At 70.0% G+C, this 24279-nt stretch carries 16 protein-coding genes; 12 read left to right on the top strand and 4 right to left on the bottom strand.

The window, feature by feature from the left end; all coding sequences use genetic code 11:
* The first annotated feature begins 30 nt into the window (after positions 1-30).
* The 7 genes from OG858_RS33015 (at position 31) to OG858_RS33045 (ending at position 9295) form a co-directional block, all read left to right on the top strand.
* Positions 31-1716 carry an extracellular solute-binding protein gene (locus OG858_RS33015; RefSeq protein WP_319066720.1) on the top strand — a complete coding sequence of 562 codons (1686 nt, stop codon included), beginning with the start codon at positions 31-33 and terminating at the stop codon, positions 1714-1716.
* A 26-nt stretch (positions 1717-1742) separates the two neighbouring features.
* Positions 1743-2783 carry an ABC transporter permease gene (locus OG858_RS33020; RefSeq protein WP_086752645.1) on the top strand — a complete coding sequence of 347 codons (1041 nt, stop codon included), beginning with the start codon at positions 1743-1745 and terminating at the stop codon, positions 2781-2783.
* Positions 2780-3751 carry a carbohydrate ABC transporter permease gene (locus OG858_RS33025; protein WP_086752647.1) on the top strand — a complete coding sequence of 324 codons (972 nt, stop codon included), beginning with the start codon at positions 2780-2782 and terminating at the stop codon, positions 3749-3751. Before OG858_RS33020 ends, OG858_RS33025 begins: the two co-directional genes overlap by 4 nt.
* Before the next feature lie 253 nt (positions 3752-4004).
* Positions 4005-6233, top strand: coding sequence for a 1,4-beta-glucanase (locus tag OG858_RS33030; RefSeq protein ID WP_328544189.1), 2229 nt, complete (start codon positions 4005-4007; stop codon positions 6231-6233).
* Complete coding sequence (locus OG858_RS33035) at positions 6233-8227, top strand: beta-galactosidase (protein ID WP_319066722.1); 1995 nt, start codon at positions 6233-6235, stop codon at positions 8225-8227. Before OG858_RS33030 ends, OG858_RS33035 begins: the two co-directional genes overlap by 1 nt.
* A complete protein-coding gene (locus OG858_RS33040; RefSeq protein WP_328544188.1) occupies positions 8224-8346 on the top strand; it encodes a hypothetical protein in 123 nt (40 codons plus the stop codon). Before OG858_RS33035 ends, OG858_RS33040 begins: the two co-directional genes overlap by 4 nt.
* Before the next feature lie 223 nt (positions 8347-8569).
* Positions 8570-9295: a glycoside hydrolase family 12 protein gene (locus OG858_RS33045; protein ID WP_319066724.1), complete on the top strand. Its 726-nt coding sequence runs from the start codon at positions 8570-8572 to the stop codon at positions 9293-9295.
* Between the two features lie 74 nt (positions 9296-9369).
* Here OG858_RS33045 and OG858_RS33050 read toward each other — a convergent pair whose 3' ends face one another.
* Positions 9370-11901, bottom strand: coding sequence for an alpha-galactosidase (locus OG858_RS33050; protein ID WP_328544187.1), 2532 nt, complete (start codon positions 11899-11901; stop codon positions 9370-9372).
* 128 nt (positions 11902-12029) lie between these two features.
* On the opposite strand from OG858_RS33050, the gene OG858_RS33055 reads away from it, so the two are divergent.
* The 5 genes from OG858_RS33055 to OG858_RS33075 all read left to right on the top strand — a co-directional run bounded on the left by OG858_RS33055 (position 12030) and on the right by OG858_RS33075 (position 18912).
* The gene (locus tag OG858_RS33055) at positions 12030-13070 is read left to right on the top strand and encodes a LacI family DNA-binding transcriptional regulator (RefSeq protein WP_086753584.1); all 1041 of its coding nucleotides are present in this window, start codon (positions 12030-12032) and stop codon (positions 13068-13070) included.
* Between the two features lie 166 nt (positions 13071-13236).
* Positions 13237-14565: an ABC transporter substrate-binding protein gene (locus OG858_RS33060; RefSeq protein ID WP_327724976.1), complete on the top strand. Its 1329-nt coding sequence runs from the start codon at positions 13237-13239 to the stop codon at positions 14563-14565.
* Positions 14566-14589: 24 nt separating this feature from the next.
* Positions 14590-15513, top strand: a complete 924-nt coding sequence (locus OG858_RS33065) for a carbohydrate ABC transporter permease (RefSeq protein WP_086753588.1) — start codon at positions 14590-14592, stop codon at positions 15511-15513.
* Positions 15510-16340, top strand: coding sequence for a carbohydrate ABC transporter permease (locus OG858_RS33070; protein ID WP_319317611.1), 831 nt, complete (start codon positions 15510-15512; stop codon positions 16338-16340). Before OG858_RS33065 ends, OG858_RS33070 begins: the two co-directional genes overlap by 4 nt.
* 100 nt (positions 16341-16440) lie before the next feature.
* Positions 16441-18912 carry a CBM35 domain-containing protein gene (locus OG858_RS33075; RefSeq protein WP_086754072.1) on the top strand — a complete coding sequence of 824 codons (2472 nt, stop codon included), beginning with the start codon at positions 16441-16443 and terminating at the stop codon, positions 18910-18912.
* Between the two features lie 66 nt (positions 18913-18978).
* Here the strand turns inward: OG858_RS33075 and OG858_RS33080 are convergent, their stop codons facing one another.
* The 3 genes from OG858_RS33080 to OG858_RS33090 all read right to left on the bottom strand — a co-directional run bounded on the left by OG858_RS33080 (position 18979) and on the right by OG858_RS33090 (position 24200).
* Positions 18979-20166 (bottom strand): sulfotransferase family protein, encoded by a 1188-nt coding sequence (locus tag OG858_RS33080; protein ID WP_319066729.1) that lies wholly within the window; start codon positions 20164-20166, stop codon positions 18979-18981.
* Between the two features lie 95 nt (positions 20167-20261).
* Positions 20262-21308, bottom strand: a complete 1047-nt coding sequence (locus OG858_RS33085) for an AI-2E family transporter (protein WP_086753344.1) — start codon at positions 21306-21308, stop codon at positions 20262-20264.
* A gap of 840 nt (positions 21309-22148) precedes the next feature.
* The gene (locus OG858_RS33090; RefSeq protein ID WP_086753340.1) at positions 22149-24200 is read right to left on the bottom strand and encodes a glycoside hydrolase family 31 protein; all 2052 of its coding nucleotides are present in this window, start codon (positions 24198-24200) and stop codon (positions 22149-22151) included.
* Between the last annotated feature and the right edge of the window lie 79 nt (positions 24201-24279).

The raw sequence follows: 24279 nt of genomic DNA on the forward strand, positions 1-24279 counted from the left end.
TCCTGGTGTGCGCCATGAAGGGTTGACGCAATGACGCCGAACTCCGCCACCTCCGCCGCGCCCAGCCGGAGAAGCTTCCTCGCCTCCACGGCGGTCGCCGCCGCCGTAGTGGCGGGGGGTGTGCCGCTGCTGTCCGCCTGCGGCGGCTCGCAGGAAGGCCGCAAGGAGGGCACGACGTCGGGCAAGGACGCGCAGAAGATCCTTCCGACGTTCGTCGCGTCGAGCGTCGTGGCGCCCGACATCCCGGCTAAGAACGGCGCACCCGCCGGCTTCACCAAGGCGATCCCCACGGCCGACCTGAAGACCTCGGTCCCGAAGAAGCTGGGCAGCGGCGGCAAGCTGAAGGTCATGTCCCCGTTCTGGGGGACGCCGCCGAAGGGCGACAACCCGTACTACACGGCGATGAACGAGGCCGCGGGCGTCGAGGTGACCTGGCAGAACCAGGACGGCGTCACCTACGACCAGAAGCTCGGCGCGGTCCTCGCCTCCAGCGACATCCCCGACGTCGTGGTCGTCCCCGCCTGGAACCTGATGGGCCGGATACCCAGCGCCATCAACGCCAAGTTCGCCGACCTCGGCCCGTACCTCTCCGGCGACAAGGTCAAGGAGTACCCGAACCTCGCGGCCGTTCCCACCGAGGCCTGGCAACGCGGCATCTTCGGCGGGCAGTTGCGCGCGATTCCCATGCCCGCCCCGTACGTCACGGGCATCGCGCCCATGTACCGCAAGGACCTCTTCGAGAAGAACGGCTACGACGTTCCGACGAGCCCGGACGCGTTCCTGTCCTGGGCGAAGGAGGCCACCGACGCGAAGTCCAAGCTCTGGGCCTGCGACGACATGAAGTGGGCGGCGCTCCACATCTACGGCGTCTTCCCCGGTGGCGACAAGGCGCTGTGGTGGAACATGGTCGACGGCAAGCTCGTCAACCGCGTCGAGACCGACGAGTACCTGGAAGCCCTGGAATGGACGCGCAAGCTCTACGCCGCGGGCGTGGTCCACCCGGACGCCCTCAACGTCAAGGCCGGAGGCAACGCGGGCAACCGGTTCACCGCCGGGGAGGTGCTGGTCTACAGCCAGAACATCTCCGACTGGTGGGGGAAGACGGCCGAACAGCGCACCCAGAACCCCGACTTCGAGATGGCCGCGTTCGACTACTTCGGCGCCGACGGCGGCGACCCCACCCTCTGGGCGGACCAGCCGGCCGGCATCTTCACCTTCATCAGCAAGAAGGCGAGCGCACAACAGATCAAGGACTTCCTCGCACTCTGCAACTACTGCGCCGCGCCCTACGGCACCAAGGAGTTCATGCTCACCGCGTACGGCGTCGAGGGCACGGACTACGAGACCAAGAAGGGTCTGCCGGTCAAGACCACCCAGGGCATCAACGAGGTCAACAGCGCCTACGACCTCACCGGCAACCCAGCCCCGTACGTCGCCTACGTCGATCTGCCCGAGGTCACCAAGGGCATCGTCGAGTGGCAGCAGCGCATGGGTGCCTTCACCAAGAAGACCTCTTTCTTCGGGCTGACCGTCACCGAACCCAACCGCTGGGCCAACCTCGCCGACAACTTCGAGCAGTTGGAGGACGACATCGTGCGCGGCCGCAAGAAGATCAGCGACATGCAGCAGGCGGTGACCGACTGGAAGAGCAAGGGCGGCGACGACCTGCGCGACTGGTACAAGAAGCTGCTCGACGACACCGGTTCGGCGAACTGACCCGGGGTCGAGGCGAGGAGAAGGCCGTGTCCCACAGCACGGTGCCCCGGCCCAGGGCCGAGGCGAAGACCCCCGAGGAGCCCCCGGTGGCCTCCGGCGGCACCACCGGGTCCAGCCCCCGGGGCGACCGGCGCACCGGCAGACTGAGCCTCAGGCTCAGATTCCGGCGTGACCGCACACTGATCCTGATGACGCTGCCGGCGATCCTGCTCGTCCTGGTCTTCAACTACATACCGATCCTCGGCAATGTGGTCGCCTTCCAGGACTACGACCCCTATCTCAGCGAAAACGGCTTCGTCGCCATGCTGGAGAGCCCCTGGGTCGGCCTCGAACAGTTCGAGCGGATCTTCGCGGACTCGGCCTTCTGGCACGCGGTGCAGAACACCTTCGTGCTGTTCTTCCTCCAGCTCGTGCTGTTCTTCCCGGTCCCGATCGTGCTCGCGCTGCTCATCAACAGCGTGGTCAGGCCCCGGATCCGGGCCGTCGCCCAGGCGGTGATGTACCTCCCGCACTTCTTCTCCTGGGTCCTCGTCGTCACCGTGTTCATGCAGATCTTCGGTGGCGCCGGCATCATCGCGCAGACCCTTCGCCAGCACGGCGTCGAGGGCTTCGACCTGATGACCAACCCGGAGACCTTCAAGTACCTGGTCACGGTCGAGATGATCTGGAAGGACGCCGGCTGGGGCATCATCGTCTTCCTCGCCGCGCTCTCCTCCGTCTCCACCGACCTCTACGAGGCCGCCGCCATGGACGGCGCCGGCCGCTGGCGGCGCATGTGGCACGTCACCCTCCCCGCGCTGCGCCCGGTGATCGCCCTGCTCCTGGTGCTGCGCGTCGGTGACGCCCTCACCGTCGGGTTCGAGCAACTGCTGCTGCAGCGCTCCGCGGTGGGCGTCGACGCCTCCGACGTCCTCGACACCTATGTGTGGTGGAACGGCATCCGCAACCAGGACTTCAGCTACGCCGCCGCCGCGGGACTCATCAAGGGCGTGGTCGGCCTCGCACTGGTCCTGACCGCCAACAAGGTCGCCCACCTCATGGGCGAGCAGGGGGTGTACAAAAAATGAGCGCACTCGTCGACAAGGCGGCCGAGACGGCCAAGCCCACCAACGAGCGGCCGACGGTACGCAGGCCGAGCCGCTGGGCCGCGCCGCCCCGCCCCGCCTGGGAGGAGGAACCCGCGAAGGCGGGACTCGCGGGGAAGGGCATCGTCCTTGGCTTCGCCTGCCTCGCGATCCTCTTCCCCCTGTGGGTCGTCATCGTCACCAGCCTCCAGACGAAGAAGACCATCGACGAGGCGGGCGGCCTGGTCGTCGTCCCCAAGAGCATCACCTTCATCGCCTACCGGGAACTCCTCGGCGGTGGCCAGGTCCAGACGGCCGCCCTGGTCAGCGTGGGCGTCACGCTCGTCGGCACCCTGTTCAGCATGGCCGTCTCGGTGCTGTGCGCCTACGGCCTCTCCCGCGTCGGCTCGCTCGGCCACCGCTGGATCCTGATGACCCTGCTCGCCACGATGTTCTTCGGCGCGGGGCTCATCCCGACCTATCTCCTGGTCCAGGGCCTCGGTCTCACCGACACCTACCTCGCGCTGATCCTGCCCAGCGCCGTGAGCGTCTTCAACATCCTGGTGCTGCGCTCGTTCTTCATGGGCATCTCGCCGGAACTCATCGACAGCGCCCGTATCGACGGCGCCGGCGACTGGCGCATCCTGTGGAAGATCGTGATGCCGCTGTCGAGGGCCGTCCTCGCGGTCATCGCCCTCTTCTACGCGGTCGGCTACTGGAGCGCCTGGTTCAACGCCTCCATCTACCTCACCGACCAGGACATGATGCCGCTGCAGAACGTCATGATCCAGCTCGTCCAGAAACAGGAACGCCCGGTCGGCCTCTCCGCCCAGATCAACACCGGCCAGCTCTCCCCGCTGGCCATCCAGATGGCGGTCATGGTCATGGCCCTGCTCCCCGTCGCCGTCCTCTCGCCCTTCGTCCAGAAGCACTTCAAGAAGGGCATGCTCACCGGCGCGGTCAAGGGCTGACCGGGGCGCATATGAGCTCGGGGTGGGGGTTCGTCGGCGGCTGCGGGTGATTCGTGGCTGGTCGCGCAGTTCCCCGCGCCCCTGAAAAAGCGAGGCTCCGCCCCTGCTTCTCGGCCCGGAAGGGGCCGTAGGCCCTTGAGCGGCGCGGGGAACTGCGCGAGCAACCACACACCACCCGCAGCCGCCGACGCACCGAACCCCCCGAGCCGCAAGGCGCCCACCCCGTACCCCTCCCCGCAAAACGAGGTATGTCATGCGCACCCCACAGCCGAGCCGCCGCACCGTACTCGCCGGGACAGCAGCCGCCGCACTCGCCAGCCTCCCCGCGCTGGGAACTCCGGCCCACGCAGCCGAGGCCCCGGCAGCCGACGCCGCCACCGGTGACAACACGTACCGCTGGCGCACCGCCGTCATCGGCGGCACCGGCTTCGTCACCGGTGTCCTCTTCCACCCGGCGGTACGCGGCCTCGCCTACGCCCGCACCGACATCGGCGGCGCCTACCGCTGGGACGACCGCAAGGCCCGCTGGACCCCGCTGACCGACCACCTCGGCTGGGACGACTGGAACCTCCTCGGTGTGGAAGCCATCGCCATCGACCCCGCCCACCCGAACCGCCTCTACCTGGCCCTCGGCACCTACGCCCAGTCCTGGGCCGGCAACGGCGCGATCCTCCGCTCCGACGACCGCGGCGCCACCTGGACCCGTACCGATCTCACCGTCAAGCTCGGCGCCAACGAGGACGGCCGGGGCGCGGGCGAACGCCTCCTCGTCGACCCGCGCGACAGCGACACCCTGTGGCTGGGCACCAGACACGACGGCCTGCTGAAGTCGACCGACCGGGGCGCCACCTGGGCGAAGGCGACCGGCTTCCCGGCGACCCCCAGCGCCACGGGGCAGGGCGTCACCCTGCTCGTCGCCGCCGGACGCACCGTCCACGCCGGCTGGGGCGACGGCGACGGCACCTCCGCCAACCTCTACCGGACCAGCGACGGAACCACCTGGGAGGCCGTCCCCGGCCGCCCCACCGGCACCTCCGCCAAGGTCCCGATCCGCGCCGCGTACGACAGGCACACCCGCGACCTGTACGTGACGTACGCCAACGCGCCCGGCCCCAACGGCCAGTCCGACGGCAGTGTGCACAAGCTCCGCACCACCACCGGCAAGTGGACCGACGTGACCCCGGTGAAGCCGGGCGGCACCACGAGCGACGACGGCGCCGACACCTTCGCCTACGGCGGCGTCGCCGTCGACGCCCGCCGCCCCGGCACGGTGGTCGTGTCCACCAACAACCGCTGGGCCGCCATCGACACCGTGTACCGGTCCACCGACGGCGGCCGTACATGGACCTCGCTCAAGGACTCCGCCGTCTTCGACGTGTCCGAGACTCCCTATCTCAAGTGGGGTGCGGACAAGCCGAAGTTCGGCTGGTGGATCCAGGCGCTCGCCCTCGACCCGTACGACTCGAAGCACGTCGTGTACGGCACCGGCGCGACCCTCTACGGCACCCGGGACCTCAAGCGCTGGGCGCCGCAGATCCGGGGTCTTGAGGAGACGTCCGTGCGCCAGCTGATCTCGCCCCCGGCCGGAGAGGCGCACCTGATCAGCGGGCTGGGGGACATCGGCACGATGTACCACGAGCGGCTCACGGCGTCCCCCTCACGCGGCATGGCGTCGAACCCCGTGTTCGGTTCGGCGACGGGACTCGCGCAGGCCGCGGCGAAGCCGTCGTACGTGGTCCGCACCGGCTGGGGCGACAACGGAAACGGCGCCTACTCGAACGACGGCGGCCGGACCTGGGCGCCCTTCAAGGCCCAGCCCGCCATCGCCAAGGACGCACCCGGGCCGATCGCCACCAACGCCGACGGCAGCGCGCTGCTGTGGTCCTTCGTGCACTGGGACGGCACGAAGTACGCGGCCCACCGATCCGGCGACAACGGCGCGACCTGGACAGAGGTCTCCTCCTTCCCGAAGGGCGCCACGCCGGTCGCCGACCCGGCCGACCCGACCCTCTTCTACGCCTACGACACCGACACGGGGACGCTGTACGCCAGCACAGACGGTGGCCGTTCGTTCACGGCACGCGCGACCGGACTGCCCGCGGGGGACAGCCAGTTCAAGCTGGTCGCCGCCCCCGGACTCGGCGGTGACCTGTGGCTGAGCGTGAAGTGGAACGGCCTGTACCGCTCCACCGACGGCGGGGTGACCTTCTCGAAGATCGAAAGCTGCTGGGCCTCGTACGCCCTCGGCTTCGGCAAGGCCGCCGAAGGCGCCGGCTACCCGGCGATCTACCAGGTCGGCTCGACGGAGACCATCACCGCCGTCTACCGCTCCGACGACGGCGCGAAGACGTGGACCCGCATCAACGACGACGCCCACCAGTGGGGCTGGACCGGCGAGGCCATCACCGGTGACCCGCGCGTGTACGGCCGCGTGTACCTGGCGACGAACGGACGGGGCATCCAGTACGGGGAGCCGGCCTGATGCCGGAGCCCACGACTCCCACCCTCGCCCACGCCACGCGCGGCCGCGTCCTCTTCGGCGGCGACTACAACCCCGAGCAGTGGCCCGAGGAGGTGTGGCACGAGGACGTACGCCTCATGAAGGAGGCCGGCGTCAATACCGTCACCCTCGGCGTCTTCTCCTGGGCGAAGCTCGAACCCCGGCCGGGAGCGCGGGAGTTCGGCTGGCTGGACACGTTGATGGACCTGATGTACGCAGGCGGTATCGGCGTCGTCCTCGCCACCCCCACCTCCTCCCCGCCGCCGTGGATGGGCCGCCTCCACCCCGAGACCCTCCCGCGCGACGAGAACGGGCAGGTCGAGTGGTGGGGCTCCCGCCAGCACTTCTCCCACTCCAGCGACACCTACCGCCGCTACGCAGCCGCCATCACCGAGGACCTCGCCGCCCGCTACGGCGGCCACCCGGCCCTCACCATGTGGCACATCAACAACGAGTACTGCACCTACGACTGGGGCGACGAGGCGGCGGTCACCTTCCGCGACTGGCTCCGGCGGAAGTACGGCACACTCGAAGCGCTCAACGAGGCCTGGGGAACGGCCTTCTGGAGCCAGGGCTACGACGGCTGGCACGAGATCCTCCCGCCCCGCCGCGCCCACTACATGAAGAACCCCACACACGTGCTCGACTTCAAGCGCTTCACGAGCGACATGCTCCTGGAGTGCTACGTCATCGAGCGTGACATCGTCCGCCGGCACACCCCGCACCTCCCGGTCACCACCAACTTCATGCCGATGTGGGTGGGGCAGGACGCGTGGCGGTGGGCCGAGGAGGAGGACGTCGTCTCGGTCGACATCTACCCGGACCCGCGTGACCCGTTCGGCGCGCAGAACGGGGCGCTGATCCAGGACATGACGCGCTCGCAGGCGGGCGGCGGCCCGTGGATGCTCATGGAGCAGGCCGCCGGTCCGGTCAACTGGCGCGGCGTCAACCACCCCAAGCCGCGCGGCCTCAACCGCCTGTGGTCCCTCCAGGCCGTCGCCCGGGGCGCGGACGCCGTCTGCTACTTCCAGTGGCGGCAGTCCCGGCAGGGCGCGGAGAAGTTCCACTCCGGCATGGTCAGCCACGCGGGTGAGCAGGGGCGTACGTATCAGGAGGTCAAGCAGCTCGGATCCGAACTGGCGGCCATCGGAAGCGAAGTGACGGGACATCATCTACAGGCTGGCGTGGCTGTGTTGTTCGACTGGAATTCCTGGTGGGCCGGCGCGCAGGACGGCCGGCTGTCGTCCGAGGTCGACCTGGCCCAGGTCGTGCGGTCCTGGCATCGCGCCCTGTGGGAGTCGAACCTCACCACCGCCTTCGCCCACCCCGAGCACGACCTCTCCGCGTACCGGCTCGTGGTCGTACCGCAGCTCTATCTGCTCACGGACGCGGCCGTCGAGAACCTCCTCGCGTACGTACGCGGTGGCGGCACCCTCGTCAGCGGTTTCCTGACCGGTGTCGCCGACGAGGACGACCGTGTCCGCCCCGGCGGCATGGACTCGCGGCTCCGCGACCTCTTCGGCATCCGCACCCTGCACGAGTGGTGGCCGCTGGACGCGGGGGAGGAGGTCGAGTGCGAGGGCCTCCGGGGGGTCTTCCGCGGGACCCTGTGGTCCGAGGAGATCGAGGCGGTGGACGCGGACGAGATCGTCCCCTACAAGGGCGGCGAACTCGACGGACTCCCGGCGGTGGTGCGCAGGGGCCGCGCCTGGTACGTCTCCACACTGCCCGAACCCGCAGAGCTGCGCGCCCTGTTGGCGCGGGTCGCGGCCGACGCCGGGGTACGGCCCGTGCTCGACGGACTGCCCGACGGGGTCGAGGCGGTGCGGCGCGGCGATGTGCTCTTCGTGCTCAACCACGGCCGCGACGCGGTCACCGTCGACGTACCGGGCACCCATCGCGACCTGCTGACGGAGACGACCGTCACCGGAACGCTGTCGCTCGGCCGGTACGGCGTGGCGGTGCTGCGGTCATGACCACGACCACCTGCGACACGATCACGACCACCTGCGACACGACCACGACCACCTGCGACACGACCACGACCACCTGCGACACGACCACGACGACCTACGACATGACCCCGACCACATGACCCCGACCACATGACCCCGACTACATGACCCCGACCACATGACCCCGAGCGACCGCGGTGTTCCGCCCCACCCGGAGCAGCCGCGTCGCACTCGGACTTCCTCCGGCGTCGAAACGTTCGCAGCGCCCGACCTCGTCGCCGGAGAAGACCGCGTCCTCACTCCGGGGCCGCGGTAGCTCCCCACCCCGTATTTCCCCCCACCCATGGAAGGACGCGACACCCCATGGCAACACGTACCCGCACCCGCACCCTGGCAGGGATCGGCAAGGTCCTGCTGGCCCCCGCCCTCGCTCTCGGTGCCACCGTCGGCCTCGCCGCCGCCCCCGCCTCGGCCGCAGTCTGGAACTCCTGCGACCAGTGGGGCAACACGAGCCTGAACGGCTACACGCTCTACAACAACATCTGGGGCTCCGGCGCCGGCAGCCAGTGCATCTGGGCCAACTCCGGCACCAACTGGGGAGTCTGGGCCAACCACCCCAACACCGGCGGCATCAAGTCGTACCCCAACTCCAAGAAGGTGATCAACAAGACGATCACCTCGCTCGGTTCGCTCAACAGCAGCTACAACGTCACGGTTCCGTCGTCGGGCGCGTACAACTCCTCCTATGACATCTGGGACACGGACTACGACTACGAGATCATGCTCTGGGTGAACTACAACGGGGCCGTCGGTGCGCTCGGCACCTCGCAGGGCAACGTGACGCTCGGCGGCCACACCTGGACCGTCTACAAGGGCAACAACGGCGCGAACGAGGTCTTCTCGTTCCTGCGCACCTCCGACTCCAACTCCGGCACCGTCCAGATCCTCCCCATCCTCAAGTGGATCAAGGACACCAAGGGCTGGATGGGCAACGAGACCATCGGTGACGTGCAGTTCGGCTTCGAGGTCACCTCGTCCTCCGGTGGCCTGAACTTCACCACCAACAACCTCACCGTCAGCAGCAGTTGACGTTCGTCGGCAGCTGAGCCGTAGGCGAGTCCGAGCCGGTGCCGTACCCCCACGCGGCACCGGCCCGGATCGTCCTATGCCTCTGTTGTCCGACCCTCCGGTGTGAGGCGGATCAGCAGCACGCGGGGCGTGCGGGGCATCGACACCCGCAATGCGCCTGCGGCCGGGTCCCAGACCGCCGCCGAGTCCGCACGCGCGGCGGACGGGTGCAGGATCTCCGTGCGTACGGTGGCTCCCCGCCCCGCCAAGTGCCGCACGGGGAGCCGTACTTCCGGGTCCCCGCCCCTCCGCCACACCGACACGTACGACGGTCCGTGTCCGTCTCCGTCCGGCACGCGCAGCCCCAGCGTCAGCCACTCGTCCGTCCAGCCCGGCAGGCCGAGCGGCCAGAAGGGCACCGCGTGGGCCAGGTCGCCGCGGATCGACTTGTAGGTGTCCACGGCGTCCCGTACGAGGCCGAGTTGTCGTTCCGTCATGCGGTCGAGGTGGCCCGACAGGTGGATGCGGCCGAGGAGGGCGCCGCCGAGGGTGAAGGTGATCAGGTCGTCGCTGTCGCCGGGCTGCGGGTAGGCCCAGACGGCACCCTGTTCCGGCGGTACCGCCGTGGGCGCGGCCGCGGCGATCGGGGGATAGCGGAGGGGGTCCTGCTGGTCGCTGGTGGACTGGAGCTGGGACACGGCCAGGGTGGCGCCGTCCATGCGCATGCCGCCGGAGGCGCAGTTCTCGACGACCAGGTGCGGATAGCGGTCCAGGACGTCGGAGAGCCAGCCCAGGTAGGCGTGGGCGTGGCCCAGGAGGCCGGCGCCGGGGGAGAGGTCTCCGGGGGCGGTGGTGCCGGGGTCGATCACGATGTTGTAGTCGAGCTTGAGGTAGCCCACGCCCCAGTCGCCGACGAGGCGGTCCACCGTCTTGTCGAGGTGCGCGCGGGCGGCCGGGTGGCGCAGGTCCAGCTGGTGACGGCCCTGCTCGGTCAGCCGTACGCCGTCCCGCTGGAAGAACGCCTCCTGCGGCAGCTCCGCCGCCACCGGACTGCGTACGCCCACGACCTCGGGCTCCAGCCACAGCCCGGGGACCATACCGCGCTCCCGGATCCGCCCCAGGACGGCCCGGATGCCGCCGTCGGACGGGCCACCGGTTCCGGCCTCGGCTCCGCCACGCTCTCCGGCTCGGGACGCCGACCCTGTCCGGTCACCTACTTCTGCTCGGGTGTCCGCCGCCTGCCGGCCGTGCTCTCCGGCCCCCGCCCCCCTCCCGCCGTCCACACCCCCGTCAGGAAAGCGGCGCGGTGACGGCAGCCATTCGCCGACGCCGTCCCACCAGCCGCCGTCCACGGAGTCGTCGTACCAACCGGAGTCGATGCAGAAGTACTCCGCGCCCGCGTTCGCCGCCGCGTCGACCAGTGGCAGCAGCTTCGCGGTGGTCGGGTCGCCCATCAGGGTGTTCATGTAGTCGTTGAAGACGACCGGCAGCGCCTCGTGGTCCGGATGCGGGCGGCGGACGGCCCGGCGGTACGCGGTCAGGGCGGCCAACGCCTCGTCCAGCCCCGAGCCGTGCCCGGCCCCGACATCCGACCGGTCGGCAGCACCGACGGCGGACCCAGCGGCCGCATCGGCGGTCGATCCGGCGGTCGATCCGAGAGCCGCACCGAGAGTCGACCCGATGGCCAGCGCCGCCGGCACCGTCGTGAACTCCTCGCCCGGCCCCAACCGCACCCGCCACTGGTGCTCGGCGTCGGTCGGGCCGTTCACGGCGAGGTACGCACCATGCTCGCGTTCCCCCAGGTCCCAGCGCCACCCGGCCGGCGACTCCACCTGCCAGACCCACGCCCGGCCCCCGCCCCGTTCGGTGACCGCCCCCATCGGCAGATGCCCGTCGCTGGGCCAACTGCCTCGCCCGGTGAGGGCGAGCGCCGCCCGGCTGTCGTGCTGATGGACGTCGACGCTGATGTCGGCGACCGTCGCCCGCAGCGGTTCGGCGTACCAACGGCACTCCGCGAGCCAGTCGTTGCGGGCCCGGTGCACGTCGAGAACGTCGGGGGAGGGAAGCCCGCCGAGGAGAAGGCTGCTGACGGACTGGACGACCAGGGGCTCGGTGCCGTCGTTGCGCAGCCGCACCCGGGAGCGGAGGACGGCGACGCCGGCGGGGGAGGACAGCTCGACGAACGCGGTCAACCCGCTCGCGGAATCGTGCAGTTCGATCGTCAGCCGCTCCCAGCCACCACCGCCACCGGCACCTTCATCACCACCGGAACCGGCACCTTCACCGGAACCGGCACCTTCACCGCCACCGCCACCTTCACCACCACTGTCACTGCGATGCCCCCGGTACGCGAGCCCCCCGCCGAACGCCGTACCGGTGAAGCGCGGCCCGGACCACCCGCTGCCGTGCCCGAACGCGGTCAACTCGACCAGCGGAAGGGCGACTTCAGGATCGACGGTGTCACCGGAGGGGCCGAGCCGGGTCAGCCGCAGCGTTCCGTCGGGGGCCGTCGCGAACTCCGTCTCGATCGCCGGGTGACCCCAAGTGAAGGCCACCTCCGCGCTGTTGGCGCCGGTCCCGCCGTCCCGCACGTCGCTTCCGCCGAAGTCGCTCGCACCCGAGTCCAAGTCGCTTCTCCTCCCAGGCTGTCCCGTCCGTGCGCCGTCCGCCGCCGGGAGGCGCCCGTGTGAATCCCTCGTTACGTTCTTCGTTACGTTCTCTTGACGACTCTCGTGTGACCGGTCACAATCCTGGCATGAATGTGACCGGTCACACAAGACGCCCGGCGAGCATCCGGGACGTCGCGACCGCCGCCGGAGTCTCGTACCAGACGGTTTCCCGGGTGATCAACAACCACCCGAGCGTCAAGCACACGACGCGGGAGCGGGTGCAGGCGGCCATCGACGAGCTGGGGTTCCGGCGGAACGCCACCGCGCTCGCGCTGGCCAGCGGGCGCAGCCGGGCCGTGACCGTGCTGACCGCCAACACCACCCACTACGGCTACGCCTCGATCCTCCAGGGCATCGAGGAGGCGGCGCGGGCGGCGTCGTACGCGGTCGGGATCGGTGTCCTCGAATCGGCGGACGAGGCCGCGGTCGCCGCCGAGGTGCAGCGTGCGTCGGACGCGGGCGGCGGTCTCATCGTGATCGCCTACGATCCGGCCGGTGTGGCGGCCCTCAACGCGGTCCCCGCCCAACTGCCGGTCGTCGGTGTGGTCGAGACCCCCGCGACCCCGCCCGGCGGCGACCGCCCCTGGGTGTGGACCGACGACCGCGAGGCCGCCTACGAAGCGACCCGTCACCTGCTCTCCCTCGGCCACGAGACCGTGCACTATGTCGCGATCCCGTCCAGCACCCGGCGGACCAGCGCCGCCCGTACCACCGGCTGGCGGCAGGCACTCAAGGAGGCCGGGGCACCCGAACCCCGTCCGCTGCAGGGCAGTTGGGGCCCGGCCGGGGGTCACGCGGCCGGGCTCAGGCTGGCGAAGGACCCGGCGGTCACCGCGGTCCTGTGCGGCAACGACGACCTCGCGCTCGGTGTGCTGCGCGCGCTGCACGAGGCCGGGCGGTCCGTGCCCGGCGAGGTGAGCGTCGCCGGCTTCGACGACGCCCCGCACTCCGCCTATCTGACCCCGTCCCTGACGACCGTACGCCTGGACTTCACCGGCCTCGGGCGAGCCGCGTTCGCCCTGCTGCACGGGGTCGTGGAGGAGTCCGCGCAGATCGCCCCGCACCCCGTCTCCGTACCGGAACTGGTGGTGCGGGAAAGCGCGGGCCCACCGCCCGCCACTGCCTGAGAACACCCCGGACACCCCGGCCGAGCCCCCACACTCCGGCCGGGCCCACACCCCACCGGCCGGCCGGACACCCCACACCCCTTACGACTCAGCCGAACGTCCCACTCGATCACAGCTGTTCCGCATCCCGCCCTGCCCTGAACCACCCGTTCTCGAAAGGCACGCGATGAAGACAAGAGCTCTCCCGACGCTGGCCCTCATATGCGCCCTCGGCCTGGCCGCCACCGCGTGCAGCGATCCCACGGCAGGGACCTCCGGCGCGGACACGGACACCAAGAGGACGGCCGTCGACCCGACCGCCCGTCTCGACGGCGTGAAGCTGACCATGTGGACCGCGCAGAACACGGTGACCGCGCCCAAGCAGGTCATCGACGCCTTCGAGAAGGCCACCGGCGCCGAGGTCGAGACCCAGCCGGTCCCGGACCCCTACGAGTCGAACGTGCCGACCAGGCTGGCCTCCGGCGACCGCCCCGACCTGATGTTCTGGCAACCGTCCATTTCCACGCTCCCCTTCATCCAGCCGCAGCAGAACCTCCTCACCCTCGACGGCGAGGAGTGGGTCTCCAAGCTCGGCGACACCGAGAAGTCGCTCGGCGTCATCGACGGCAAGCGGTATGCGGCGATCGTCACCAGCCCCGCCATGCTCGGCGTGTACTACAACAAGGACGTCTTCAAGAAGGCCGGGCTGAGCGAGAAGGACTTCCCGAAGTCGTACGACGAGCTCCTCGCCCTCGGCCACAGGGTCGTCGACGACACCGACGCGGCCGCCTTCTACGAGGCCGGCGGCGACAAGTGGCCCCTCCAGTGGCAGATGCAGGTGCAGCTCACCGACCTCGACAATCAGTGGTGGGCGGGCCTGAACGAGAACAAGGAGAAGTGGACCGACCCGGTCGTCGTCGGCGCGATCAAGAAGTACAAGGAGAAGCTGCTCGACGCCGGGCTCGCCCAGAAGAACTACCGGACCGGCACCTTCACCGGCCAGGCCGACGCCCTGTGGAAGGGCGAGGCGGGCATGGTCCTCAACGTCACCTCCTTCCAGAGCCAGTTGCAGGCCAAGTACTCCACCGCGGAGATCGACAAGAGGATCGGCTGGTTCCCGGTCGCCAACTCGGCCGCCACCGGCCTGTATTCACCCGACCAGACCAACGGCGTCGTCGCCTTCAAGACCGGTGACGAGAAGCGGCAGAACGCGGCCCGGCAGTTCCTCGCCTTCTGGCTCGGCCCCGACTACCCCGACTACATCAAAGCGATGAAGATCCCGTCCGTGCAGCCCTCCGTGCCCACCCCGGACGGCCTCCCTCAGGCGTCGAAGGCCCAGGTCGCGGCCCTGCCCACCGCCATCGGCGTCTTCCAGGCCAAGGCGATCGTCGCCCCGGACACACACCTGTACCTCGCCGACATGCTCTTCGACAAGAAGAGCCCCCAGCAGGTCGCCCAGGCCATCCAGGACCAGTTCGCGCAGGTGGCCAAGGCCCAGGGCGCGCCCGGCTTCTAGCCGGAGGGAGAGACAGGGCTTCCGATGGCGGACACGGCCGTACGTACGCGCAAAGAGGCACTCACGAGAGGCGAACCCCGGCGGGTGGGGCGGCTGCCCCGCGCCGCCGTGCACCACCCCTGGTGGTTCGCGCTCCCCGCGATCATCGTCTTCGCGGGCTTCTTCCTGGTGCCCAACCTGCTCAACTTCTACTACCCGTTCACCAACTGGTCCTCGTACCACCCGGACATCGCCTTCACGGGCCTCGACAACTTCACGACCATCGCCACCGACGGCACCCTCGTCCGCGCGATCCGCACCACCCTGCTGTACGCGCTGCTCGCGGCCGTCTTCCAGAACGGCTTCGGGCTGGTGCTGGCCCTGCTGCTGGAGGACGACACCCGCTTCAACCGGTTCTTCCGTGCCGTCTTCTTCCTGCCGGTGCTCATCTCGGCCCTCGCCACGGGTTATGTCTTCCAGGCGCTCCTCGACCAGGACGGCGCGGTCAACTCCGTGCTCGGTACGGACATTCCGTGGCTGGGCTCGACGACCTGGACGCTCGTCGTCGTCACGCTCATCCACGGCTGGAAGTGGATGGGCCTGTCGATGCTCATCTATCTGGCGGGCCTGAAGGGCATCCCCGGCGACATGCTCGAAGCCGCGCGGATGGACGGTGCCGGGCCCTGGCGGACCTTCTGGTCGGTGCGCTGGCCGATGCTCGCCCCGGCCCTCACCTTCAACGTCACCACGGCGCTCATCGGCTCGATGAACACCTTCGACATCGTGCAGGCCACGACCGGCGGCGGACCCGCCGCCTCCACCGAGGTCTTCAACATCTACATGTTCCGGATCTTCGGCCAGGGCCTGTACGCGCAGGCGTCCGCGATGAGCCTCGTCCTCTTCCTGGTCGTGGTCGCCGTCGCGATTCCGCTGGTCATCGGGTTGCGGCGAAGGGAGCAACTGCTGTGAACCCGTCCGTGGTCTGGCGGTACGGCCGCCCCGCCCTCGTCCTCCTCATCGCCGCTCTCGCCGTCGGTGTCCCCCTGTGGCTGGTCCTCGTCACCTCTGCCAAGCCGCAGGCCGAGGCCATCAGGCCGAACCTGGACCTGCCGGAGCAGTGGCAGCCCGGCGCCAACTACGACGACGCCGTCGCCCAGGGCGAGATGCTGCGCGGCCTCCTCAACTCCCTGCTGGTCGTGGTTCCTTCGGTGGCCCTGGTGCTGATCCTCGGCGCGGGCGCCGCCTGGGTCTTCGCGCGCCGCAGGTCGCGGCTGGTCTCGGCGGCGTACGCGCTGTGCATCAGCGGACTGCTGCTGCCGCCGGCGGTCATCACCATCGTGATGGAGCTGCGACAGCTGGGGCTGGCGGGCACCCGGCCCGGAATGATCGCCGTCTACACCGGGATGTACCTCTCCACGTCGATCTTCTTCATGACGGGCTTCATCCGTGCCATCCCCATGGAGTTGGAGGAGGCGGCCCGGATCGACGGGGCGAAGCCGCTGCGGATCTTCGCGCGAATCGTCCTTCCCCTGCTCCGGCCGGTCATCGCCACCGCGACGATCATGGTGATGCTCTACGCCTGGAGCGACATCTTCTACGCCTTCTTCGTCCTCGGCGGCGGCGACCGGGCCACTCTCCCGCTCAACCTCTACAAGGTCGCGAGCGCCCAGCTCTACCTCAACAACTGGCATCTCGTCTTCGCGTACGTCGTGGTGATGAGCCTGCCGATGGTCGCCGTCTTCCTCGTCGGCCAGCGAAAGATCGTGTCCGGAATCACCAGTGGAGCCGTCAAATGACCGGAGGTCCAACAGCGTGATCACCCCCACCCGCACGAGAACCCGCACCAGGTCGCGCACGAGAATCGCCCTGGTCACCGCACTACTTGGAGTCACCGCCATGGCAGGCACCCTCCCCGCCACCGGAGCCTCGGCGGCGTCGGCCGCCGAACCGCAGCGCCTCACCGTCGACCTCTCCGCGTCCGAGGGCCCGGTGATGCGCGGCGCCAACGGCGCGCTGTACGGGCTCAGCGACGACGGGGTGCCCAGTGACGCGGCCCTCGCTCCCCTGAAGATCACCAGCATCTCGCAGAAGCCGGAGGGCGGCGCCCAGCACCCCAACGGCGACGCGCTCACCGTCTCCAAGTCGTTCTTCCGCAACGGAGGCGGCGAGGTCCTGGTGATGATGCAGGACATCTACGCCAAGTGGCCGTACGAGGACCTCGGCATCGACGACTACCTCCCCAAGGTCGACAAGATCGTCAAGGAGGTCTCGGCCGACCCGAACAGCGACCGTTTCGTCTACATCCCCTTCAACGAACCCGACCTGATCTGGTACGGCCTCAACGCCTCCGACCCGGCGAAGTACGAGGCCAACCGTGACCGGTTCCTCAAGGACTGGAAGACGGTCCACGAGCGCATCCGCGCCATCGACCCCGACGCGCGCATCGCCGGCCCCAACGAGTCGGGCTACCACTCCCGCCTGATCACCGACTTCCTCACCTTCGCCAAGCGCGAGAACGTCATGCCCCAGATCATGACCTGGCACGAACTGGGCTCCGGTTCGCTCCGCGACTTCCAGGGCCACTACGACAACTACCGCTCGATCGAGCGGCGGTTGGACATCGAGCCCCTGCCCGTCAACATCGACGAGTACGCCAACCGCCGTGACCTCTCCGTCCCCGGCCAGCTCGTCCAGTGGGTCTCGATGTTCGAGCGGAACAAGGTGTACGCCAACCAGGCCTACTGGGACGCGGCGGGCAACATGGACGGCAACGTCGTCCGCTCCAACATCCCCAACGGCGGCTGGTGGTTCTTCCGCTGGTACGCGGGCCTGACCGGCGACACCGTCAAGGTCACCCCGCCGCAGGCGAACACCATCGACACCCTCCAGGGCCTCGCCTCCCTCGACACCTCCCGCCGCCAGGCCCAGGTCCTGCTCGGCGGCTCCGCCGGTGACACGGACGTCGTGGTCCAGAAGGTCCCCCGGTCCCTCTTCGGCCGTACGGTCACCGCGACCGTCGCCGAGGCCGCCTGGTCCGGCTACGAGGGTCAGCACGCGACCCCGCGCGTCCTCTCCCGTACGAAGGTGAGGATCGCGGACGACGGCACGGTGACCGTCCCGCTGCGCGGGCAGCACAAGATGTCGGCCTACCGCGTCGTCCTCACCCCGGGAGGCTCCGGCACCCCGGCCACCCCGTCCGTCCCCTGGACCGCCTCCTACGAGGCCGAGGACGCCGCCATCACCGACGGCAAGGTCTACACCCAGGGCACCGTGAGCAATGCCAACGGCTACGCGGCCTCCGGCACCAAGGACGTCGGTTCGCTCAACCAGGACGGCAGCAAGGTCGACTTCACGGTGTCGGTGCCGAAGGACGGCACGTACGACCTGGCGATCCTGTACGGCAACCAGTCCGGGGTCCCGGCCACCCAGAAGCTGACGGTCGACGGAGGTGACCCGGTCACCGTCACCTACCCCTCCACCGAGAACTGGACCTACCGCGCCAAGAAGGACGTCACCGTCCGGCTCTCGGCCGGCACCCACCAGCTGACCCTGTCCAAGGGCAACACCGAGGTCACCCTCGACCGGATCGACCTCACCGCCCGCACCGCCGAGCCCGCCGCCTCCTACGAGGCCACGCTCGCCGACATCGGCGGAAGGCCGTCGTACGACTACTCCTCGTCGACCGGCGTCGGCACGGGCGCCCTCGTGCTGCGCTCCGGCGACAGGGCGGTCTTCGACGTGTACGCCCCGCGCGACGGCTACTACCGGGTCGTGCCCCGGGCGTCCGCGCCGGTGAAGCTCGCCCTGCACGGGCAGTCGGTGGCCGCGGTCCCCGACCGGCCGCTGCGGCTGTACCTCGTGGCAGGCAACAACCGGATCACCGCGACCGCCAAGCACACCGCCGTCCGCTCCCTCGACGTCACCGGCGCCGGCTCGACCACCGGCACGCTCGCCTACGAGGGCGCCGCGGCCACGCTCGCCGGCGGAGCCAAGCTGGTCGACTCCGCGTACGCCTCGGCCGGGTCGTACATCGGCTGGCTCGGCAACGGCGCGGACAGCACCGCCGAGTTCACGGTGAACGCCCCCGCCTCCGGCCGCTACGTCCTGGTCGTCCACTACGCGCACAACGACCGCCGCGACAACGGTCACTCCTACAACACCGACATCATGTCCCGCACGGCGGACATCACGGTCGGGGCAGCTGATCCGCACACGGTCACCTTCAAGAACACCTGGGGCTGGGACGACTACTGGACCGTCGGCGTCCCGGTCGACCTGAGGAAGGGCGCCAACAAGGTGACCTTCGGCAACGCGGGCGCGTGGGCGCCGAACATCGACCGGATCGAGGTGGGCCGGGTCGTCGGCTAGGACACGACGGACCTCGGCCACCGGCGGACGCGCCGGTGGCCGAGGTCCGTGTCGTCCCGGGTCCCGTCAGGCCCGGTCGACCTCGGCCCGCAGCGCGTTGTAGTCGGCGAAGGCGGACTCGACGTCGGCCCGGGTGAGGCCGTACCGGGCCAGGTCGTAGCGGTGGGGACGTGTGCCCTTGGGGCGGGCGACGATCCGGGGGAGCCGAGCGGCGTCGGCGTCGGTCCAGTGGGCGCCGACGGCCTCGTAGAGCTTGGGAGCGCCCGTGGCCGGGTCCGTACCGAGCCAGGAGTACGGGACGTCCACCAGTGCCTCGCGGGGGATGGCGGCACGGGCCGCGAGGGCGCGCTCCATGGAGCGGCTCAGCAGTTCGAGCCACTGGGCGCCGAGGGCGTGCGGGTCGAGGGGGCGGAGGGTGCCGATCATGCCCTGCTCGACCAGGCTGCAGAACGACCCGACGACGGTCGCCGGGTCGCGGTGGGTCCACACGATCGTGGCGTCGGGGAAGACGGCGCGCAGGGCGTCGAGGTTGCCGAGGTGCATGGGGGACTTGAGCATCCAGCGGCGGCGTGGGCGGCCGTACTGGAGTACCTGGTAGACCTGCTTGAGATAGCCGTAGTCCGGGACGAAGTCGCGCTCGAAGTGCCAGGCCTGGTACTCGGGTATGCGGGCCTGGGACAGGGGCACCAGGGCGTGCGGCAGGACGAAGGTGCACTCCTCGGGGCCCTCGGCGGCCATGGGGTGGATGTCCTGGAAGCGCGGGGCGAACAGGTTGATGCCGCCGACCCACCGGCGCGTGGAGGTGATCGCCTTCCGCCGGGACTCGGCCGAGGGGTAGAGGTCGGGCGCGAGCAGCTCCCACAGCAGCGGGCAGCGGTGCTCGTCCGAGATCGACAGCACACCGTGGGTGAGTGTGGTGGCGGTGCGCGGCAGACCGACCACGAACACCGGCCGCTCGATGGTCTCCTGCTCGATCTCCGGGTGCTCGGCGATCAGCCGCCGGACGTGGGCCCGGTTGGTGAGATGCCTGCGCAGATGGGCCCGGGCGGACTGCCAGCCGACGGCGGTGAGGTCGGCGTCGCCCGCCCAGTGGCGCAGCAGGAACCGGAAACCGTCGGTGAACTCCTCGTCCCCGTCGCTCTGTCCGGCCTTGGTGGCGATCCGGTCGAAGACCCGGTCCGGGTCGCGCCGGGAGCCGAGCGTCGGCCGGAGTAACAGATTGGCCAGGGAGAGGGACAGGGGAGCGGAGGTCATCGAGGACTTCCCTTCGGCGCGGTTCGGGTACGTGCGGTCCGGGTCCGGGCGCGGATCCGTCGGCGGTCGCCCGGGGGACGCGCCCGTCCCCTTGATCATCCTGCCGCGCGGACGACTTCCCGTGTCCCCGGGGGTGCGGTCGCGCCCGCCCCGTCCCCGTACCGCACCCGCAGCTCCGACAGCACACCGGACACCGCCGCCGTGAGCGGCACCGCGAGGAGCATGCCGAGGATTCCGGCGATGGAGGCGCCCGCCGTGAGGGCCAGCAGGATCGCCGCCGGGTGCATCTGCACGGTCCGGCTGTGGATCATGGGCTGGAGCACGTTCCCTTCGAGGATCTGCACCGCGAAGACGACCCCGACCGCCCACAGCGCCGTTCCCAGACCGCGGTCGGCGAACGCGACGAGGATCGCCACCGCACCCGACAGGAACGCGCCCAGATAAGGGATGTACGCGCCGACGAAGACCAGCGCGCCGAGACCGACGGCACCCGGCACCTGGAGTACCAGCAGACCGATGGCGATACAGGCACCGTCGATGAAGGCGATGAGCGTCGTACCCCGCATGTAGCCCTCGATCGCCCGGAACGCGCGCCGGGCCATCACCTCCAGGGTGTCACCGCTGCCGCGCGGCGCGAGCGAGTGCAGGGACGCGACCGCCTTGTCGGAGTCCCGCAGGAAGAAGAACATCAGCAGCATCGCCAGCACCGCCGCCGCCACGAACTCGCTGACCGCGCTGACCCCGGTGAGCACCCCGGAGGCCGCGGTGCCGCCGAACTTCGACAGCAGTTCCTTCGCGTTCTTCGCGAGGTCGTCCAACGAGGTCCCCGCCAGTCCGAACTCGTCGCTGAGCGACTTCGCCGCGTCCCTGAGCGAGGAGATGATCTGGTCACCGGTGTCGATCAGCGCGGCCACCACGATGTACGCGGCCCCGCCCATCACCACCACCACCGCGGCACAAGTGAGCCCGGCGGCGAGCGACTTGTTGAACTTCATCGCGACCAGCCGACGGTAGAACGGGCCGAGCAGCGCTGTCCCGAGCAGTGCGATCAGCACCGGCGTGACCGCCGTCTGGAACGTCACGCAGATCCACACGCCCACGGAGACGACACCCGTCACCAGCAGCGTGAGCGCGCTCCACACGGCGATGTGCCGCGCGGGCCCCGGCAGGAAACCACGGGGAACGCCCCCGTCCGACGGCACGACCGCCCTCGGCGCCTCCGTGTACCCGCCGGTGGTGCGTATCGTCGTACGCGTCCGATGAACCGGTCTGCGCGCGGCCCCGCCCCTGCGGCCCGGCCGTCCCCCGCGTGCTCCGCGAGGGTCTCCCGTACGGCTGTTCATCCTCGGTCAGCTCCACTCACTCAGGGTCGTGCACACCCCCTGAGGATCATGGGATGGCCCTGGCGCCATAGCGTAGACCCGGCCGCCGAACGGCGATCGGGCCGGTCCACGCACGACGACCGAGCCGTTCTGCCTACTACGGTCGGGCCGTTCTGCCTACGACGACCGGCGACCGGGCCGTTCCGCCCACGACGGTGGGCCGGCCCTGGAACGAGGGCCGGGCCGCTCCGCCCGGTGGAGCGCCACCGATGCGAGGTGGTCTCCCGCACCCAGGGCAGCCGCCGCTCCGCCACGGCCGGCACGGAGAAGAGCGCCACACTCATCACGCTCAGCAACGCGCCCGCCGCGAACACCAGCGCCGTGTCCGCGTCGGCGCTCGACTGCACGATGACGAACCCGAGCCTCTCGTCGCCGCGAACAGCTGGGCGCCTACGCGGAGTTGGACGTCCTCCGCAGCTACGTCCGCCTACGAGACCTGACCGACCTCACCCACCTGGACCTACTGATGAGCGAGGTGGCACCCCAACTGCCCTCCGTTTGACTGCGGGCACCGTGCGCTGGGGCGGCACGGTGCCCGCAGCGGCACCTCGTGACCGCCGAGCCGCGGAAATCCCCGCCGGCCCACCCCCGCACCGATACCTACTCGGCGATCGGCAACGACACCCCGTCCCGCAGAAACACCGGAATCCGCTCCAGCGGCGCATCCACAGTCACGGACGCACCCCCCTCATACGTCTCCCCGGTCCACGCATCAGTCCACCGCGCCCCGGCGGGAAGATACGTCGTCCAGGCAGTCACCCCCGCCTCCAGCACCGGCGCCACCAGCACATCCCGCCCGAACAGGTACGCGTCGTCCACGGACCACGCCCGCTCGTCCTCGGGGAACTCCAGGAACAGCGGCCGCATCACCGGCAGCCCCTCCTCGTGGGCCTCCCGCATGACCCGCAGCACGTACGGCTTCAACCGCTCCCGCAGCCGCAGGTACGTCTCCAGGATCGTCCCGGCCTCCTCCCCGTACGACCAGACCTCGTTGGGCCCCCCGGTCATGGCCGGCCCCAGCGGCATACCGGGCTCACGGAAGCCGTGCAGCCGCATCAGCGGCGAGAACGCGCCGAACTGGAACCAGCGCACCATCACCTCGCGGTACTCCGGATCGTCGGGGTCGCCCCCGTGGAAGCCGCCGATGTCGGTGTTCCACCAGGGAATGCCGGACAGCGCGGTGTTGAGGCCCGCCGCGATCTGCCGGCGCAACGTCGTGAAATCGGTGCCGATGTCACCGGACCACAGCGCGGCCCCCCACCGCTGGCTGCCTGCCCACGCCGAACGGTTGAGGGAGACGATCTCCTCCTCACCGGTCGCCCTCAGCCCTTCGTAGAAGGTACGGGCGATCTCTGCCGGGTAGATGTTGCCGACCTCCAGGCCGGGTCCCGCCCAGTAACGCAGGTTCTCCTGGAAGCCCGGCTTGATCTCCGGCTCGCAGGCGTCCAGCCAGAACGCCTTGATGCCGTACGGCTCCAGGTAGTTCTCCTTCACCCGCGACCACACGAACTCCCGCGCCTCCGGATTCGTCGCGTCGTAGAACGCCACCTGGACCGTCGACGCGACCTCCTTGTCGGGCCAGTCGGCGTGCGCCATCGGCCCGTACTGGGTGCCGATGAAGTAGCCGCGCTGCTCCATGAGGTGGTGGTTCTCGCTCAGCGGCGAGACCGACGGCCACACGGACACCACCAGTTTGATGCCCAGCTCGTCCAGCTCCCGGACCATGGCCGCCGGGTCGGGCCACTCGCTCAGGTCGAACTTCCACTCACCGAGGTGCGTCCAGTGGAAGAAGTCGCAGACGATGACGTCGATGGGAAGGCCCCGCCGCTTGTACTCCCGTGCCACGGCGAGGAGTTCGTCCTGCGTGCGGTAGCGCAGCTTGCACTGCCAGAAACCGGCCGCCCACTGAGGCAGCATCGGCGAGCGCCCCGTCGCCGCGCTGTAGCGGCGCTGCGCGTCGGCCGGGTCGCCCGCGGTGATCCAGTAGTCGATCTGCCGGGCCGAGTCGGCGACCCAGCGGGTGCCGTTCCCGGCCAGCTCGACGCGGCCGATCGCCGGGTTGTTCCACAGCAGGGTGTAGCCGCGGCTGGAGGTGAGCACCGGGATGCCGACCTCGGCGTTGCGCTGGACCAGGTCGAGCACCAGGCCCTTCTGGTCGAGCCGCCCGTGCTGGTGCTGGCCGAGGCCGTACAGCTTCTCGTCGTCGTACGCGGCGAAGCGCTGCTCCAGGCGGTGGTAGCCGTTGCCGACGGCGGTGTAGAGGCGCGAGCCGGGCCACCAGAAATGGGCGCGGGCCTCCGAGAGCAGTTCGTGGCCGTCGGCCGTGCGGCTGTAGCGGATCAGGCCCTCGGCGTTCACCTCGACGGTGAGCGCGCCGACGGTCAGCCACCCCAGTCCGTCCTCGATCTTGACGGTGCTCTCGGTGCTCTCGGACTCGTCGAGCAGGGCGCCCGGCAGCCCGTCGAGGACCGGGCCGCCCAGGCGGGCGCGGACCCGGACCGCGTCAGGGCCCCAGGGCTCGATCCGCAGGGTCTCCTGGCGTCCGCTCCACTCCAGGGCGCCGTCCCGCTCACGGAACGTGCCGACGGTGGGGGAGGACTGGGCGAGGCTGACCGCGCCCGTCGGGGTCTGGTTCTCGGCAGGCAGATTCACGGGAGGTCTCCTGGAGGGAGGAGGGGCGGCACACCCGGCTCGGCTCCGGCGGGCCGGGCGGTGGGAGAGGAGGAGGAAG

The organism is Streptomyces europaeiscabiei (genome assembly GCF_036346855.1).
Taxonomy (GTDB): Bacteria; Actinomycetota; Actinomycetes; order Streptomycetales; family Streptomycetaceae; genus Streptomyces; species Streptomyces europaeiscabiei.